The sequence below is a fragment of the Enterobacter sp. MF024 genome, assembly GCF_005843915.1.
In the GTDB taxonomy this organism is placed as follows: domain Bacteria; phylum Pseudomonadota; class Gammaproteobacteria; order Enterobacterales; family Enterobacteriaceae; genus Enterobacter; species Enterobacter barmai.
The window spans coordinates 76,361-90,857 of sequence record NZ_VCBB01000019.1; the positions used below are offsets into that span (position 1 = coordinate 76,361).

The 14,497-nt window shown below is 57.2% G+C and carries 12 protein-coding genes; 8 read left to right on the forward strand and 4 right to left on the reverse strand.

Going from position 1 to position 14,497, the window contains the following annotated elements; genetic code table 11:
* Positions 1-122: 122 nt before the first annotated feature.
* Positions 123-1,115, forward strand: coding sequence for an aspartate--ammonia ligase (gene asnA, locus FFB58_RS21420; protein WP_138370946.1), 993 nt, complete (start codon positions 123-125; stop codon positions 1,113-1,115).
* Here asnA and viaA read toward each other — a convergent pair whose 3' ends face one another.
* Positions 1,116-2,567 carry an ATPase RavA stimulator ViaA gene (gene viaA / locus FFB58_RS21425; protein WP_039032206.1) on the reverse strand — a complete coding sequence of 484 codons (1,452 nt, stop codon included), beginning with the start codon at positions 2,565-2,567 and terminating at the stop codon, positions 1,116-1,118.
* Complete coding sequence (gene ravA / locus FFB58_RS21430; RefSeq protein WP_138370947.1) at positions 2,561-4,057, reverse strand: ATPase RavA; 1,497 nt, start codon at positions 4,055-4,057, stop codon at positions 2,561-2,563. The genes viaA and ravA overlap by 7 nt, the downstream gene beginning before the upstream one ends.
* A gap of 222 nt (positions 4,058-4,279) precedes the next feature.
* Here ravA and kup point away from each other — a divergent pair, with 222 nt between their 5' ends.
* The 7 genes from kup to rbsR all read left to right on the forward strand — a co-directional run bounded on the left by kup (position 4,280) and on the right by rbsR (position 12,215).
* The gene (gene kup / locus FFB58_RS21435; protein WP_039032204.1) at positions 4,280-6,148 is read left to right on the forward strand and encodes a low affinity potassium transporter Kup; all 1,869 of its coding nucleotides are present in this window, start codon (positions 4,280-4,282) and stop codon (positions 6,146-6,148) included.
* 213 nt (positions 6,149-6,361) lie between these two features.
* Positions 6,362-6,781, forward strand: a complete 420-nt coding sequence (gene rbsD / locus FFB58_RS21440) for a D-ribose pyranase (protein ID WP_138370948.1) — start codon at positions 6,362-6,364, stop codon at positions 6,779-6,781.
* Positions 6,782-6,788: 7 nt separating this feature from the next.
* Positions 6,789-8,294 carry a ribose ABC transporter ATP-binding protein RbsA gene (gene rbsA / locus FFB58_RS21445; RefSeq protein WP_138370952.1) on the forward strand — a complete coding sequence of 502 codons (1,506 nt, stop codon included), beginning with the start codon at positions 6,789-6,791 and terminating at the stop codon, positions 8,292-8,294.
* A 4-nt stretch (positions 8,295-8,298) separates the two neighbouring features.
* Complete coding sequence (rbsC, locus tag FFB58_RS21450; RefSeq protein WP_138370949.1) at positions 8,299-9,264, forward strand: ribose ABC transporter permease; 966 nt, start codon at positions 8,299-8,301, stop codon at positions 9,262-9,264.
* A 27-nt stretch (positions 9,265-9,291) separates the two neighbouring features.
* Entirely contained in the window at positions 9,292-10,182 is an 891-nt protein-coding gene (rbsB, locus tag FFB58_RS21455; protein ID WP_039032200.1) for a ribose ABC transporter substrate-binding protein RbsB, read from the forward strand.
* 107 nt (positions 10,183-10,289) lie between these two features.
* A complete protein-coding gene (gene rbsK, locus FFB58_RS21460) occupies positions 10,290-11,219 on the forward strand; it encodes a ribokinase (protein ID WP_138370953.1) in 930 nt (309 codons plus the stop codon).
* Positions 11,220-11,222: 3 nt separating this feature from the next.
* Entirely contained in the window at positions 11,223-12,215 is a 993-nt protein-coding gene (rbsR, locus tag FFB58_RS21465; protein ID WP_138370950.1) for a ribose operon transcriptional repressor RbsR, read from the forward strand.
* Here rbsR and mdtD read toward each other — a convergent pair.
* Together mdtD and FFB58_RS21475 are read right to left on the reverse strand one after the other, a co-directional pair.
* Complete coding sequence (mdtD, locus tag FFB58_RS21470) at positions 12,181-13,608, reverse strand: multidrug transporter subunit MdtD (RefSeq protein ID WP_039032198.1); 1,428 nt, start codon at positions 13,606-13,608, stop codon at positions 12,181-12,183. The two genes, rbsR and mdtD, sit on opposite strands and share 35 nt — an antisense overlap.
* Before the next feature lie 20 nt (positions 13,609-13,628).
* Positions 13,629-14,321 (reverse strand): FadR/GntR family transcriptional regulator, encoded by a 693-nt coding sequence (locus FFB58_RS21475; RefSeq protein WP_039032197.1) that lies wholly within the window; start codon positions 14,319-14,321, stop codon positions 13,629-13,631.
* Positions 14,322-14,497: the final 176 nt, after the last annotated feature.

A 14,497-nucleotide genomic window follows, 5' to 3' on the forward strand; every position in this document is an offset into this window, starting at 1 on the left:
ACTCTATTTTAGCGGGTAATTTTATCGATTTAAAAGTGAGGCGGGAGTTTTATTGTTGGATTATTGAAAGAGACTCTTTTTTGTTGCTTAATCAATGCCAACAGGACGCAGGAGTATAAATAATGAAAACCGCTTACATCGCACAACAACGCCAGATCAGTTTCGTAAAATCCCACTTTTCCCGCCAGCTTGAAGAGAAGCTGGGCCTGATTGAAGTCCAGGCTCCTATCTTAAGCCGCGTGGGCGACGGGACGCAGGACAACCTGTCTGGTTGCGAAAAAGCGGTACAGGTGAAAGTGAAAACACTGCCAGACGCCCAGTTCGAAGTGGTTCATTCACTGGCGAAGTGGAAGCGTCAAACCCTGGGACAACACGACTTCAGCGCGGGCGAAGGGCTTTACACGCACATGAAAGCTCTTCGCCCCGATGAAGACCGCCTTACCGCTATTCACTCTGTATACGTTGATCAGTGGGACTGGGAACGCGTAATGGGTGATGGCGAACGTCATACCGGTATGCTGAAAGCGACGGTAGAAACCATTTATGCCGGGATCAAAGAAACCGAAGCGGCGGTCAGCAAAGAGTTTGGTCTGACCCCGTTCCTGCCGGAGACGATCCACTTTGTCCACAGCCAGGAGCTGCTGAGCCGCTTCCCGGATCTGGATGCCAAAGGCCGTGAACGTGCGATCGCCAAAGAGCTGGGCGCCGTGTTCCTGATTGGGATCGGCGGCAAGCTGTCTCACGGTCAGCGCCACGACGTTCGTGCGCCGGATTATGATGACTGGAGCAGCGAGGGTGAAAGCGGCCTTGCCGGCCTGAACGGCGATATTCTGGTCTGGAACCCGGTTCTGGAAGATGCGTTTGAGCTCTCTTCTATGGGGATCCGCGTGGATGCCGACGCGCTGCAGCGTCAGCTGGGGATCACCGGTGACGAAGATCGTCTCAAGCTGGAGTGGCACCAGGCGCTGCTGCGTGGCGAGATGCCGCAGACCATCGGCGGCGGTATCGGCCAGTCTCGTCTGACCATGTTACTGCTGCAGCTCTCCCATATCGGCCAGGTTCAGTGTGGCGTATGGCCGCAGCAGGTTCGTGACAGCGTCGACGCCCTGCTGTAATTAGCGTTTCCAGCGCCGCAGCAGGCGGCTACGCAACCCGGTATCAAAGCGCCAGATATGATCGAAGATGCGCATGATGCCGGGTTTTCCATGTGTGGACATCGCCACGGCATGAAAACGATGCTGATGGACCTGCTGCAGCACCTTTACCTTGCCTACCACCTCATCCGGCAGCCGCTGGGCAATAAAGTCTGAGATCACCACCGCATCGGCGTCATACCACTCTCCGCCCTGCATCCGCTCGATAATGGCGCGAAAACAGCTGGCGAGATCGGTCCCGCCACGAAAGCGCTGGCTCAGAAAGCGGATCGCCTGCTCCAGACCGTGCTGGCCCGAGAGTTCGTAGCCCACCACCTCGCTGGAAAACAGCATGATAAAGCAGCGCCGCCTGTCGGCGAGCGCCACCCGCATCAGCGCCAGACAAAAGGCTTTGGCGCACTGCTCATTGAAACCGCCCATCGAACCGGACGTATCCACGCAGACGATAAACGGCCCGCGGGGCTGTTCGTCGAAATCCTGATGCACCGCCGGGCGCTGGCTCACCTTCTCGCGCCAGGCATCGCCGTGCAGACGGTAGGTAAGAAGCTGCTTCTCCACCAGCCGACGGTAAAATTCGTACTCAAGCTCCGTTATGCCGAGGGTGGCCAGCTCGGGCGGCAGCAGGCGCAGAATGTCATCGCTCTGCTGCAGGCCGTCGACCTGCTCCGGCACCGTCGCCGGTTCGCGTACCAGGGTGCGGAAGGTTTCAAGCGGGGCATCCTTTTTTGGCACCGACTTCGCCTCCCGCGAACGGCCCAGCTGTTCCGCCAGCTGCATCAGCTCCGGCTGCTGCGCCAGAAAGTCGCCATAGCGGACGATAAGCTGATAATCCCCCCGCTTAAGCTGGCCGGCGCTCATATCCCAGAGGCGGCCAGCGGCGTTTTCGTTCTCCACCAGCACCGGCTCCAGCGCTCCGGCCAGGGTCATGCGCTCCTGCACTTCGCTGAGCAGCTGTTCGCGCTCCTCTTCCAGCAGCTGCTGATTAAGGGACGTGGCCTGCACCACCAGGCTCAGCCGCCAGCGCTGTAAAAACAGGGTATGCAGGGCGGGAGTAAAAGTGGCGTTGTCCACCACCAGCTGCCGCGCCTGGCTGGCGAACGGGGAGTGAACCTTATCCAGCAGGGTTAAAATCTGCGGCAGCTGGACGATCAGTTGGGGCGTAGAGAGCAACTGGCTCTGCTGATAGCACATCACCTCCTCGGTGAGCTCCGGCGGTACGCGGGTATCTTTCAGCCTTTTGCGTAAATTTTCCCGCCAGCGCGGGAGATCGTCGGTAATAGCGGTTTTAAGCCGGGGAAATTTTTCGAAAAAGATCGCCAGCTGCGGCGAGGCCAGCAGGGTGAGGATGATCTCTTCGATCAATCCCTCCTCGCCGACGGCAAGCATGACGTTGAGGGTGTCCAGCGTCAGCATTGACGCGCCTGTTTGATCTGCGCGCTCACATCCTGCAGGCTGGATTCAATCCGTCCCAGCCAGTCGCTGTGGATAAACAGGCATTTTTGCTGCTCGCTGAAGCGCGTGTGCTGCAGATGCCACTGGTTATCCAGCGCTTCCAGCTGCTGTTTGATCTCTTCCGGCACGCTTTCAGAGGCGGTGCCGGGCAGGGCAAGGCGCGATCCCTGCAGGCTGACGTCGCGGATCACCAGATGCAGGCTGCCGTCCACCTCCATATTAAGCTGCTGGGCAAAACCGATGCCGTTGAGTTTGCCGCGGATCTCACCGCCTTTGCTCAGCCACTGGGCCAGGGCTTCACGCTCGATGGTGATATGAATAACCTGCATATCGTGGAGCTTAAGCGGCTGCTGGAGAAGCAGCGTCAGCGTGGTATCGCTCAGTTCGGCCGGTAATTCGTAGTGCGGACGACGGGCGAACATGCCGCTCTGACGACTGACGCGCAGGGCGGTTTTATCGCTTTGCTGCTGCTGGAGCTGAAGACGGCGCTGGGTAATGGCCCCGAGCTGGTTCAGCATCTCCTGCTGCCCCCATGCGTGCCCGGTCATCAATACTTCGAGCTGCTGCTGCATCAGATTCATGCCGCTGGCGTCATGCCAGAGGCAATCTTTCAGCAGGATCAGATCGATAGGGGCAACCGCGTCGCGACCGCTGAACAGGGCGCTGGCCTGCAGCAGGCGAATAGCTTTCTTCCAGCGGCGATCGGAGACGTAAGGCGCACCCGGCAGGGCATCCAGCTGCTGGCGTAGCATAAACACCAGATCAAACACCGCATCCGGCAGTTTGATTTTGCCGATATCCTGTTGCCACTGCTGATACTCCTCGTCGGTGACCTGCAGCCCGGCAGGCACCGGGTTATCGTTCTCATCCTGCTGGCTTATCAGCAGCGAGCGGAAATTGGCTTTATCCTGCACCTTGTCGAGCCACAGGCGAATCAACATGCGGTCGTAAAGCGCCTCCAGGCTGCTGTCGGCTTCAGGCAGTTCGTTGGAGGCCGCCACCAACAGGCGCATCGGGATTTTCCCCTCATGCGCCCCGTTGCGGAACCGGCGTTCGTTAATGGCGGTGAGCAGGGTATTGAGGATCGCCGGGCCGGCTTTCCAGATCTCATCGAGAAAGACGATTTCCGCTTCCGGCAGATAGCCTGCGGTTAAACGTTCGTACCGCCCTTCATCTTTTAACGCCTGAATAGAGAGCGGGCCAAAGACCTCTTCCGGCGTGGAAAAACGGGTCATCAGGTATTCAAACGCTCTGGCGTGCTGAAAGGCGAACTTCAGCCTGCGGGCAATCAGACTTTTTGCGATGCCGGGCGGCCCCAGCAGAAATACGCTTTCGCCGCTCAGGGCCGCCAGTAAACAGAGGCGAATGGCGTGGCTACGTTCGTAGAGCCCTTTCTCCAGTGCGCCGCTGAGGCGGGAAATTCTTTCTGCTAATAAATGAGTGTGAGCCATAATTGTTTTGCATCCTTTCGCCGTAACCCCGGCTAATTGAAGCGAGTATAGACGTTTCGTTCCGGGCTGGTAATAGACTGAACTGCGGTGCTATTTTCTTTGCGCTACGTTAATGAGGTTGCATTTAGGGGTACGATTCTAAGATTAATCGTGCATACTGTGCGCTTTTTGTGGGCCAAGGGACTAAGCACACATTTGTTATTCAAACGAAAAGACTAGTCTATGAGCACTGATAATAAGCAATCATTACCCGCAGTTACGCTCGCGGCGATCGGGGTTGTCTACGGTGATATCGGCACCAGCCCGCTTTATACGTTGCGTGAATGTCTGTCCGGCCAGTTTGGTTTTGGCGTTGAACGCGACGCTGTGTTTGGTTTTCTGTCCCTGATTTTCTGGCTGCTGATCCTGGTGGTTTCCGTTAAATATCTCTCCTTCGTCATGCGCGCAGATAACGCCGGTGAAGGTGGGATCCTGACCCTGATGTCGCTTGCCGGGCGCAATACGTCCGCCAGGATGACCTCGTTCCTGGTCATTATTGGCCTGGTAGGGGGCAGCTTCTTCTATGGCGAGGTGGTGATCACCCCGGCCATCTCGGTGCTCTCGGCGATAGAGGGGCTTGAGATTATCGCGCCGCAGCTCGATGAATGGGTGGTCCCGCTGGCCATCATCGTTCTGACCCTGCTGTTTGTCATTCAGAAACACGGGACCGGGCTAGTGGGCAAACTCTTCGCCCCGATTATGCTCTCCTGGTTCCTGATCCTGGCGGCGCTGGGGTTACGCAGCATTATTGCTAACCCGGACGTGCTGCACGCGCTCAATCCAATGTGGGCGGTGCACTTCTTCCTTGAATATAAAGTCGTGTCGTTTGTGGCGCTGGGCGCGGTCGTGCTCTCTATTACCGGCGTTGAAGCGCTGTATGCGGATATGGGCCACTTCGGCAAGCTGCCTATCCGCGTGGCGTGGTTTATTGTGGTGCTGCCGTCGCTGGTGCTGAACTACTTTGGCCAGGGCGCGCTGCTGCTCAAACACCCGGAAGCGATTAAAAACCCGTTCTTCCTGCTGGCGCCGGACTGGGCGCTGGTACCGATGCTGATCCTCGCCACGCTGGCAACGGTGATCGCCTCCCAGGCGGTAATTTCCGGGGTCTTCTCCCTTACCCGTCAGGCGGTGCGCCTGGGCTATCTGTCGCCGATGCGCATCATCCACACCTCCGAGATGGAGTCGGGCCAGATCTACATACCTTTCGTTAACTGGCTGCTCTACTTCGCGGTAGTGATTGTTATCGTCAGCTTCGAGCACTCGAGCAACCTGGCGGCGGCGTACGGTATTGCCGTCACCGGTACCATGGTGCTGACCTCAATCCTCTCTACCACGGTGGCGTACCGGAACTGGCACTGGAATAAATTCCTCGTGGCGATGATTCTGGTCGGCTTCCTCTGTATTGACGTGCCGTTGTTCTCCGCCAATCTCGACAAGATTGTCTCCGGCGGCTGGCTGCCGCTGACGCTGGGTCTGGTGATGTTCATTGTGATGACCACCTGGAAGAGCGAGCGTTTCCGCCTGCTGCGCCGGATGCACGAGCACGGTAACTCTCTGGAGGCGATGATTGCCTCGCTGGAGAAATCGCCGCCGGTACGCGTGCCGGGCACCGCGGTCTATATGTCCCGCGCGCTGAACGTGATCCCGTTTGCCCTGATGCATAACCTCAAGCACAACAAGGTGCTGCACGAGCGCGTGATCCTGCTGACCCTGCGCACCGAAGATGCGCCTTACGTGCATAACGTCCGTCGCGTGCAGATAGAGCAGCTGTCGCCTACCTTCTGGCGCGTGGTGGCCAGCTACGGCTGGCGTGAGACTCCGAACGTGGAAGAGGTATTCCACCGCTGCGGTCTTGAGGGCTTAAGCTGCCGGATGATGGAGACCTCGTTCTTCATGTCGCACGAGTCGCTGATTGTCGGCAAACGGCCATGGTATCTACGCCTGCGCGGTAAGCTCTATCTTATCCTCCAGCGTAACGCCCTGCGTGCGCCCGACCAGTTCGAAATCCCGCCTAACCGCGTGATCGAGTTAGGAACCCAGGTCGAGATTTAACCCTTCAACATGCCGGGTGGCGCTTCGCTTACCCGGCCTACCATACCCGTAGGCCCGCGCAAGCGGAGCGCCGCCGGGCAAATTCTCCGGTTCGCATTTCACTTAGCGAAACGTTTCGACGACGATCACAAATCTGCAACGCCATGGTGGTTTTCTGCGCATCGGTACGATTAAACTGACGTCAGCGAAACGTTTCGCTAGTGGAGCAAGAATATGAAGAAAGGCAAGGTACTCAACTCTGAAGTCTCATCGGTCATCTCCCGTCTCGGGCATACCGATACGCTGGTGGTATGTGATGCGGGTTTACCCATTCCCCACAGCACAACGCGTATTGATCTGGCATTAACGCAGGGCGTGCCCACGTTTATGCAGGTGCTGGATGTGGTGACAACCGAGATGCAGGTTGAGGAAGCCATTCTCGCTACGGAAATCCAACAACATAATCCGCAGCTCCACGAAACGTTGCTTGGCCATATCAAGCAACTGCAACAACACCAGGGAAACACCATAAAAATAAGTTACATAACGCACGAGCAGTTCAAGAAAAACACCGCTGACAGCCAGGCGGTTATCCGCAGCGGGGAGTGTTCCCCGTATGCGAATATCATTCTCTGTGCTGGCGTCACCTTCTGAGGCCACCATGGACGCACTACTGCAACTGAAAGGGATCGATAAATCGTTCCCGGGCGTCAAAGCCCTCTCCGGCGCAGCGCTGAATGTCTACCCCGGCCGCGTCATGGCGCTGGTGGGCGAAAACGGCGCAGGCAAATCCACGATGATGAAAGTGCTTACCGGTATCTATCAACGCGATGCCGGTTCGCTGCTGTGGCTGGGAAAAGAGACCACCTTTAACGGCCCGAAATCCTCCCAGGAAGCCGGGATCGGCATCATCCACCAGGAGCTGAACCTGATCCCGCAGCTGTCCATCGCGGAGAACATCTTCCTGGGGCGCGAGTTCGTGAACCGCTTCGGCAAAATCGACTGGAAGCAGATGTATGCCGAAGCCGACAAACTGCTGGCGAAGCTGAACCTGCGCTTTAAAAGCGATCGTCTGGTGGGCGAACTCTCTATCGGCGATCAGCAGATGGTCGAAATCGCCAAGGTCCTGAGTTTTGAATCCCGGGTTATCGTGATGGATGAACCGACCGACGCCCTCACCGATACCGAAACCGACTCCCTGTTCCGCGTCATCCGTGAGCTGAAAGCGCAGGGGCGCGGCATTGTCTATATCTCTCACCGCATGAAAGAGATCTTCGAGATTTGCGATGACGTCACCGTTTTCCGCGACGGGCAGTTTATTGCCGAGCGTGGAGTGGCGACGCTGACCGAAGACACGCTGATTGAGATGATGGTGGGACGTAAGCTGGAAGACCAGTATCCACGCATCGATAAAGCCCCGGGCGATATCCGCCTGAAGGTCGATAACCTGTGTGGTCCTGGGGTGAATGATGTCAGCTTTACCCTGCGCCAGGGGGAGATCCTCGGCGTGGCCGGGCTGATGGGGGCCGGACGTACCGAGCTGATGAAGGTGCTGTATGGTGCGTATCCACGCACCAGCGGCTATGTCACCCTCGATGGTCACGAAGTTGTCACCCGCTCTCCGCAGGATGGTCTGGCGAACGGCATCGTCTATATCTCCGAAGACCGTAAGCGCGATGGCCTGGTGCTGGGCATGTCGGTGAAAGAGAACATGTCCTTAACCGCGCTGCGCTACTTCAGCCGCAGCGGCGGAAGCCTGAAGCACAAAGATGAACAGCAGGCCGTTAGCGATTTTATCCGCCTGTTTAACGTCAAAACGCCGTCGATGGAACAGGCCATCGGGCTGCTCTCCGGCGGCAACCAGCAGAAGGTGGCGATTGCCCGCGGTCTGATGACCCGTCCGAAGGTGCTGATCCTCGATGAACCGACGCGCGGCGTGGACGTTGGCGCTAAAAAAGAGATTTATCAGCTCATTAACCAGTTTAAGGCTGACGGGCTGAGCATCATTCTGGTCTCTTCCGAGATGCCAGAAGTATTAGGCATGAGCGATCGCATTATCGTCATGCATGAAGGGCATCTCGGCGGTGAATTCAGTCGCGAGCAGGCCACCCAGGAAATTCTGATGGCTGCCGCTGTGGGCAAGCTTAATCGCGTGGATCAGGAGTAAGAAGATGACTACCCAGGCTGTTTCTGGACGCCGTTATTTCACTAAGGCATGGTTGATGGAACAAAAATCGCTGATTGCCCTGCTGGTGCTGATCGCGATTGTTTCCACCATGAGCCCGAACTTTTTTACCGTTAATAACCTGTTCAACATCCTCCAGCAGACATCCGTGAACGCCATTATGGCGGTGGGCATGACGCTGGTGATCCTGACCTCGGGTATCGACCTGTCCGTCGGTTCCCTGCTGGCGCTCACCGGCGCGGTGGCCGCTTCGATCGTCGGGATTGAAGTCAACGCGCTGGTGGCCGTTGCAGCTGCGCTGGCGCTGGGCGCGGCGATCGGTGCGGTCACCGGGATGATCGTGGCGAAAGGCCGCGTTCAGGCCTTTATCGCCACCCTGGTGATGATGCTGCTGCTGCGCGGTGTGACGATGGTGTATACCAACGGCAGCCCGGTCAACACCGGCTTTACCGACAACGCCGATCTGTTTGGCTGGTTTGGTATCGGCCGCCCGCTGGGTATCCCGACGCCGGTCTGGATCATGGGTCTGGTCTTCCTGGCGGCGTGGTACATGTTGCATCACACCCGTCTGGGTCGCTATATCTATGCCCTGGGCGGTAACGAAGCGGCAACGCGTCTGTCCGGCATCAGCGTCAATAAAGTCAAAATTATCGTCTACTCCCTGTGCGGCCTGCTGGCTTCGCTGGCGGGGATTATCGAAGTGGCGCGTCTCTCCTCTGCGCAACCGACGGCGGGTACAGGCTATGAACTGGATGCCATCGCCGCGGTCGTGCTGGGCGGCACCAGCCTGGCAGGCGGTAAAGGTCGTATCGTGGGGACGCTGATCGGTGCGCTGATCCTCGGCTTCCTGAACAATGGTTTGAATTTGTTAGGTGTTTCTTCCTATTACCAGATGATCGTCAAAGCGGTAGTGATTTTGCTGGCGGTACTGGTAGACAACAAAAAACAGTAACTGACGACACTACAGGACATCTTTGATATGAACATGAAAAAACTGGCTACCCTGGTTTCTGCTGTCGCGCTGAGCGCAACTGTGAGTGCAAACGCCATGGCGAAAGACACCATCGCGCTGGTGGTTTCTACCCTGAACAACCCGTTCTTCGTCTCCCTGAAGGATGGCGCGCAGAAAGAAGCCGACAAACTGGGCTACAACCTGGTGATCCTCGACTCCCAGAACAACCCGGCCAAAGAGCTGGCTAACGTGCAGGACTTAACCGTTCGCGGCACCAAAATTCTGCTGATCAACCCGACCGATTCCGATGCGGTAGGTAACGCCGTGAAGATGGCGAACCAGGCGAACATCCCGGTGATCACCCTGGACCGTCAGGCGAACAAAGGCGAAGTGGTGAGCCACATTGCGTCTGACAACGTGCTGGGCGGCAAAATCGCCGGTGACTACATCGCTAAAAAAGCGGGTGAAGGCGCCAAAGTTATCGAACTGCAGGGCATTGCCGGCACTTCCGCAGCGCGTGAGCGTGGCGAAGGCTTCCAGCAGGCCGTTGCGGCTCACAAATTCAACGTACTGGCCAGCCAGCCGGCAGACTTCGACCGTACTAAAGGTCTGAACGTTATGCAGAACCTGCTGACCGCGCATCCGGACGTTAAAGCAGTATTCGCCCAGAACGACGAAATGGCGCTGGGCGCGCTGCGTGCCCTGCAGACTGCGGGTAAATCTGATGTGATGGTGGTTGGATTTGACGGCACGCCTGATGGTGAAAAAGCCGTAAACGATGGCAAACTGGCTGCGACCATTGCTCAGCTGCCGGAGCAGATCGGCGCGACTGGCGTGCAGACTGCTGACAAAGTGCTGAAGGGCGAGAAAGTTCAGGCTAAATACCCTGTTGACCTGAAGCTGGTCATCAAGCAGTAATATGCGATTCAGGCGGTCGTTAGCTGCCTGAAGGACAACATATAAAGAAAAGAGTGGCATACGCCACCGGGGCATCCCGGTGGCACTCTCTGATGGACATCTCCAATATGAAAACCGCAGGCAAGCTCGTCGTCCTTGGCAGTATTAATGCCGATCACATTCTCAACCTTGATACTTTCCCTACTCCGGGCGAAACCGTAACCGGCAATCGCTACCAGGTCGCCTTTGGCGGCAAAGGCGCTAACCAGGCGGTCGCCGCCGGGCGCAGCGGGGCAAACATCGCCTTTATCGCCTGTACCGGCGATGACGATACCGGGGAGCGCGTTCGCAACCAGCTGGCAAGCGACAACATCGACATTGCGCCAGTGAGCGTGGTCGAAGGCGAATCAACCGGCGTGGCGCTGATTTTTGTCAACGCGGAAGGTGAGAATGTCATCGGTATTCATGCGGGAGCAAACGCGGCGCTGACGCCAGATCGTGTGGTGGCGCAAAAGGCGCTTATCGCCGGTGCCGACGCCCTGCTGATGCAGCTGGAATCACCGGTAGAAAGCGTGCTGGCTGCAGCTAAAATTGCGCATGAAAATCATACCACTGTCGTACTAAATCCCGCGCCGGCCCGTGTATTATCAGACGAGCTTCTGGCGCTGGTGGACATCATCACCCCGAATGAAACCGAAGCCGAAAAGCTGACGGGCATTCGCGTTGAAAACGATGAAGATGCGGCCCGTGCGGCGAAAGCCCTGCACGATAAAGGCATCAACACCGTTATCATCACCCTTGGCAGCCGTGGCGTATGGGCCAGCGTCGAGGGAGAAGGTCGCCGCGTTCCTGGCTTTAAGGTGAAAGCGGTCGATACCATTGCCGCGGGCGATACCTTTAATGGCGCGCTGGTGACGGCGCTGCTGGAAGGCGAGCCGCTGGATACCGCGATTCGCTTTGCCCATGCGGCGGCAGCCATTGCGGTCACCCGCCCGGGCGCGCAGCCTTCTGTTCCATGGCGCAATGAGATCGATGAATTTTTAAGTCAGCAGAGGTAACGCTTGGCCACAATGAAAGATGTCGCCCGCATGGCGGGCGTCTCTACTTCGACGGTCTCCCACGTCATCAATAACGATCGCTTCGTCAGCGACGCGATCCGGGAGAAGGTCGAGGCTGCCGTTAAATCCCTCAATTATGCGCCTTCCGCCCTGGCACGCAGTCTGAAGCTCAACCAGACGCGCACCATTGGCATGCTCATTACCGCCAGTACTAACCCCTTTTACTCCGAGCTGGTGCGCGGCGTGGAGCGCAGCTGTTTTGAGCGCGGCTACAGCCTGGTGTTATGCAATACCGAAGGTGACGAACAGCGTATGAACCGCAATCTGGAGACGCTGATGCAAAAGCGCGTCGACGGATTGCTGTTACTGTGCACCGAAACGCATCAACCCTCCCCCGAGATTATGCAGCGCTACCCTTCTGTTCCCACGGTGATGATGGACTGGGCGCCGTTCGACGGTACCAGCGATCTGATCCAGGATAACTCGCTGCTGGGCGGAGACATGGCGACGCAGCATCTGATTGATAAAGGCCACACCCGCATCGCCTGCATTACTGGCCCGCTGGATAAAACCCCCGCCCGCCTGCGGCTGGAAGGTTTTTTGGTTGCTATGGCGCGTGCCGGTTTGCCGGTGCCTGAAGGGTATCAAATTACCGGTGACTTCGAATTTAGCGGCGGGTATGAGGCGATGCAGGCGCTACTGGCGCAGAAAGAGCGCCCGCAGGCGGTCTTTATTGGTAATGATGCCATGGCAGTGGGCGCTTATAAGGCGCTGTATCAGGCGGGACTGCGTATCCCGGACGATATCGCCGTGGTGGGTTATGACGATATCGAACTGGCGCAGTATATGACGCCGCCGCTCACCACCATTCATCAGCCTAAAGATGAACTGGGCGAGCTGGCGATTGATGTGCTGATCCACCGTATCGCCCAGCCCGCCCTGCAACAGCAGCGGCTGCAGCTTACTCCTGTTCTGATGGAACGGGGGTCTGTTTAGGTTTGTGGCGCTCTTTGATGAGGTTGCGACCGTCTTTCGGTTTTAACAGCATAAACACCAGGGCAGAGACAACCGTCAGTACGCCCATGGTGATAAAGGTCGAGTGAAACTGTTCGACAGTATTCGTGCTGTCGAACCCTTCGTAAAAACGCAGGACCGCTGCACTCACCGCCACCCCCAGACTGATCGACAGCTGCTGCGTGACCGCCAGGACGCTGTTACCGCCGCTGGCATTCTCATCGTTGAGATCGGCAAGAGTAATAGTGTTCATCGAGGTGAACTGGATCGACATCGCCATCCCCAGCACAAACAGCGGCAGGATCAGCATCCACACCGGCAGTGCAGCCGACTGCAGTGAGAACTGCGCAATCATCACCCCGATAAATATCGTCACCCCAACCAGCGTCCTGCGATAGCCCATCCGGCGTAACAGCTGCGTCACGCCGGACTTGGCCAGGATCGAACCCACCGCCGTAGGCGCCATCATGCAGCCCGCAATCAGCGCCGGATAACCAAACCCGACCTGCAGCATCAGCGGCATAAGGAAAGGAACGCAGCCGGTACCCAACCGCGAAGCGATGTTGCCGGCAATACCTACCGAGAAGGTGCGGGTGTTAAACAGCGAGAGGGAAATGAGCGGCGTCGGGTGGCGGCGTGCATGACGTATATAGAGAAGAAAAAGAAGAATGCCGCTGAAGATAATGGAGATGGCCAGCCAGGTGGCCACTACTTTTTCACCGAACAGTTCCATACCGCTGGAGAACAGCACCAGGCTCAGGCCAAACAGGAAGAACCCGCCCATATCGAATTTACGCCGTGGGGTGGTGAAGTTCGGCATAAATTTGCGGGCATAGAAAATCCCGGCGACCCCAATGGGAATATTAATCAGGAATATCCAGTGCCAGCTGGCCCAGGTAACCAGCACCCCGCCCAGCACCGGCCCGAGGATCGGCCCGACCAGGCCCGGCATGGTGACAAAGTTAAGCACCGGCAGCAGTTCGCTACGTGGATAAGCACGTAACAACGCCAGACGCGCGACCGGCATCATCATCGCGCCGCCAATCCCCTGAATCACACGAAAGACAACCAGCTCGCCCAACGAACTGGAAAGGGCGCAGGCCAGTGAGCCCAGCGTAAACAGAGATACCGCCAGCATAAAGACACGGCGGGTGCCGAAACGATCGGCCAGCCAGCCGCTAACCGGGATCAGCATCGCCACGGTCAGGGTATAACTGATGATGGCCGACTGCATGGCCAGCGGAGAACGGTTCAGGCTTTGGGCTATTGCCGGAAGGGCGGTGTTAAGGATGGTCGCATCAAGCGCCTGCATAAAGAAGGCCATCGCCGCTATCCACGGCAGGCCCGCCATACTGCGTGCTTTTTTTACTGTCATTCGTATTCCTGTTGTTATTGCTACCGTGCTGGTGGGGCAAGCAGTGCCTGGCTGGCTGCCATAGCGCGTAGCCCATCACTGTCCTGAATGGCGTCGACAATTGCTTGGTGTAAATCCAGCTTCACTACCTCATCCTGAGTAATAGAGGTAAAGTAGGTGTGATAAACAGAGTGAAAGAGCGAGGCAAAAGAGGTCAGGAACGGATTACCGCTCATCTCATAGATATGTTCGTGCCAGGCCATATCCACATCTATCCAGCGTTCCCGATTGAAGTTCTTCTTCAGATGAACCATCTCATCCATCAGGGTATTTAAGCGGGCCTTCTGCTCAGCCGTTCCGAGCGTGGCGGCCAGCAGGCAGGCCTGCGGCTCGAGGCTGCTGCGCATGACAAGGAAATGCTCTATGACCTGCTGGAAGTTATCTTCTGTCATCCACCAGGAGAGCAGCTCCTGATCGAGGAAGTTCCAGTTACCCTGGGGCATGACGCGTGTACCGATGCGCGGACGGGGAAGTACCATCCCTTTCGCAGTCAGGGTTTTCACGGCTTCACGGACGGCGGTTCGGCTCACGCCAAACTGTTCACCCAGTTCCAGCTCGCCCGGCAGGATGCTACCTGGTGCGTAAACACCTTCCAGGATCCGCTGGGCCAGCTTTTCTGCCAGCACATAAGAGAGGTTTTTTTGGGCCGCCAGCTGTTGCGCGCTTAAAGGCATAACGCAGATTCCTTAAGTCTTGATGCCAGTAAGTATGCCACCTGCAGGCGGGTTGTGGTTGCTAAAACGACAATTAGGGTGATTTCTGGCTAAAAGATGAGGCTTTTGGTGAAAAAAAGCACGGTCGGTAATTTATTTTAATTTTGCTCTTGTCAGCGCCGGAGAACTCCCTATAA

Excerpts from the sequence above, each read along its gene's own strand:
- asnA (WP_138370946.1), top strand. The coding sequence starts at position 123 with ATGAAAACCGCTTACATCGCACAACAACGCCAGATCAGTTTCGTAAAA.
- viaA (WP_039032206.1), bottom strand. The coding sequence starts at position 2,567 with ATGCTGACGCTGGACACCCTCAACGTCATGCTTGCCGTCGGCGAGGAG.
- ravA (WP_138370947.1), bottom strand. The coding sequence starts at position 4,057 with ATGGCTCACACTCATTTATTAGCAGAAAGAATTTCCCGCCTCAGCGGC.
- kup (WP_039032204.1), top strand. The coding sequence starts at position 4,280 with ATGAGCACTGATAATAAGCAATCATTACCCGCAGTTACGCTCGCGGCG.
- rbsD (WP_138370948.1), top strand. The coding sequence starts at position 6,362 with ATGAAGAAAGGCAAGGTACTCAACTCTGAAGTCTCATCGGTCATCTCC.
- rbsA (WP_138370952.1), top strand. The coding sequence starts at position 6,789 with ATGGACGCACTACTGCAACTGAAAGGGATCGATAAATCGTTCCCGGGC.
- rbsC (WP_138370949.1), top strand. The coding sequence starts at position 8,299 with ATGACTACCCAGGCTGTTTCTGGACGCCGTTATTTCACTAAGGCATGG.
- rbsB (WP_039032200.1), top strand. The coding sequence starts at position 9,292 with ATGAACATGAAAAAACTGGCTACCCTGGTTTCTGCTGTCGCGCTGAGC.
- rbsK (WP_138370953.1), top strand. The coding sequence starts at position 10,290 with ATGAAAACCGCAGGCAAGCTCGTCGTCCTTGGCAGTATTAATGCCGAT.
- mdtD (WP_039032198.1), bottom strand. The coding sequence starts at position 13,608 with ATGACAGTAAAAAAAGCACGCAGTATGGCGGGCCTGCCGTGGATAGCG.
- FFB58_RS21475 (WP_039032197.1), bottom strand. The coding sequence starts at position 14,321 with ATGCCTTTAAGCGCGCAACAGCTGGCGGCCCAAAAAAACCTCTCTTAT.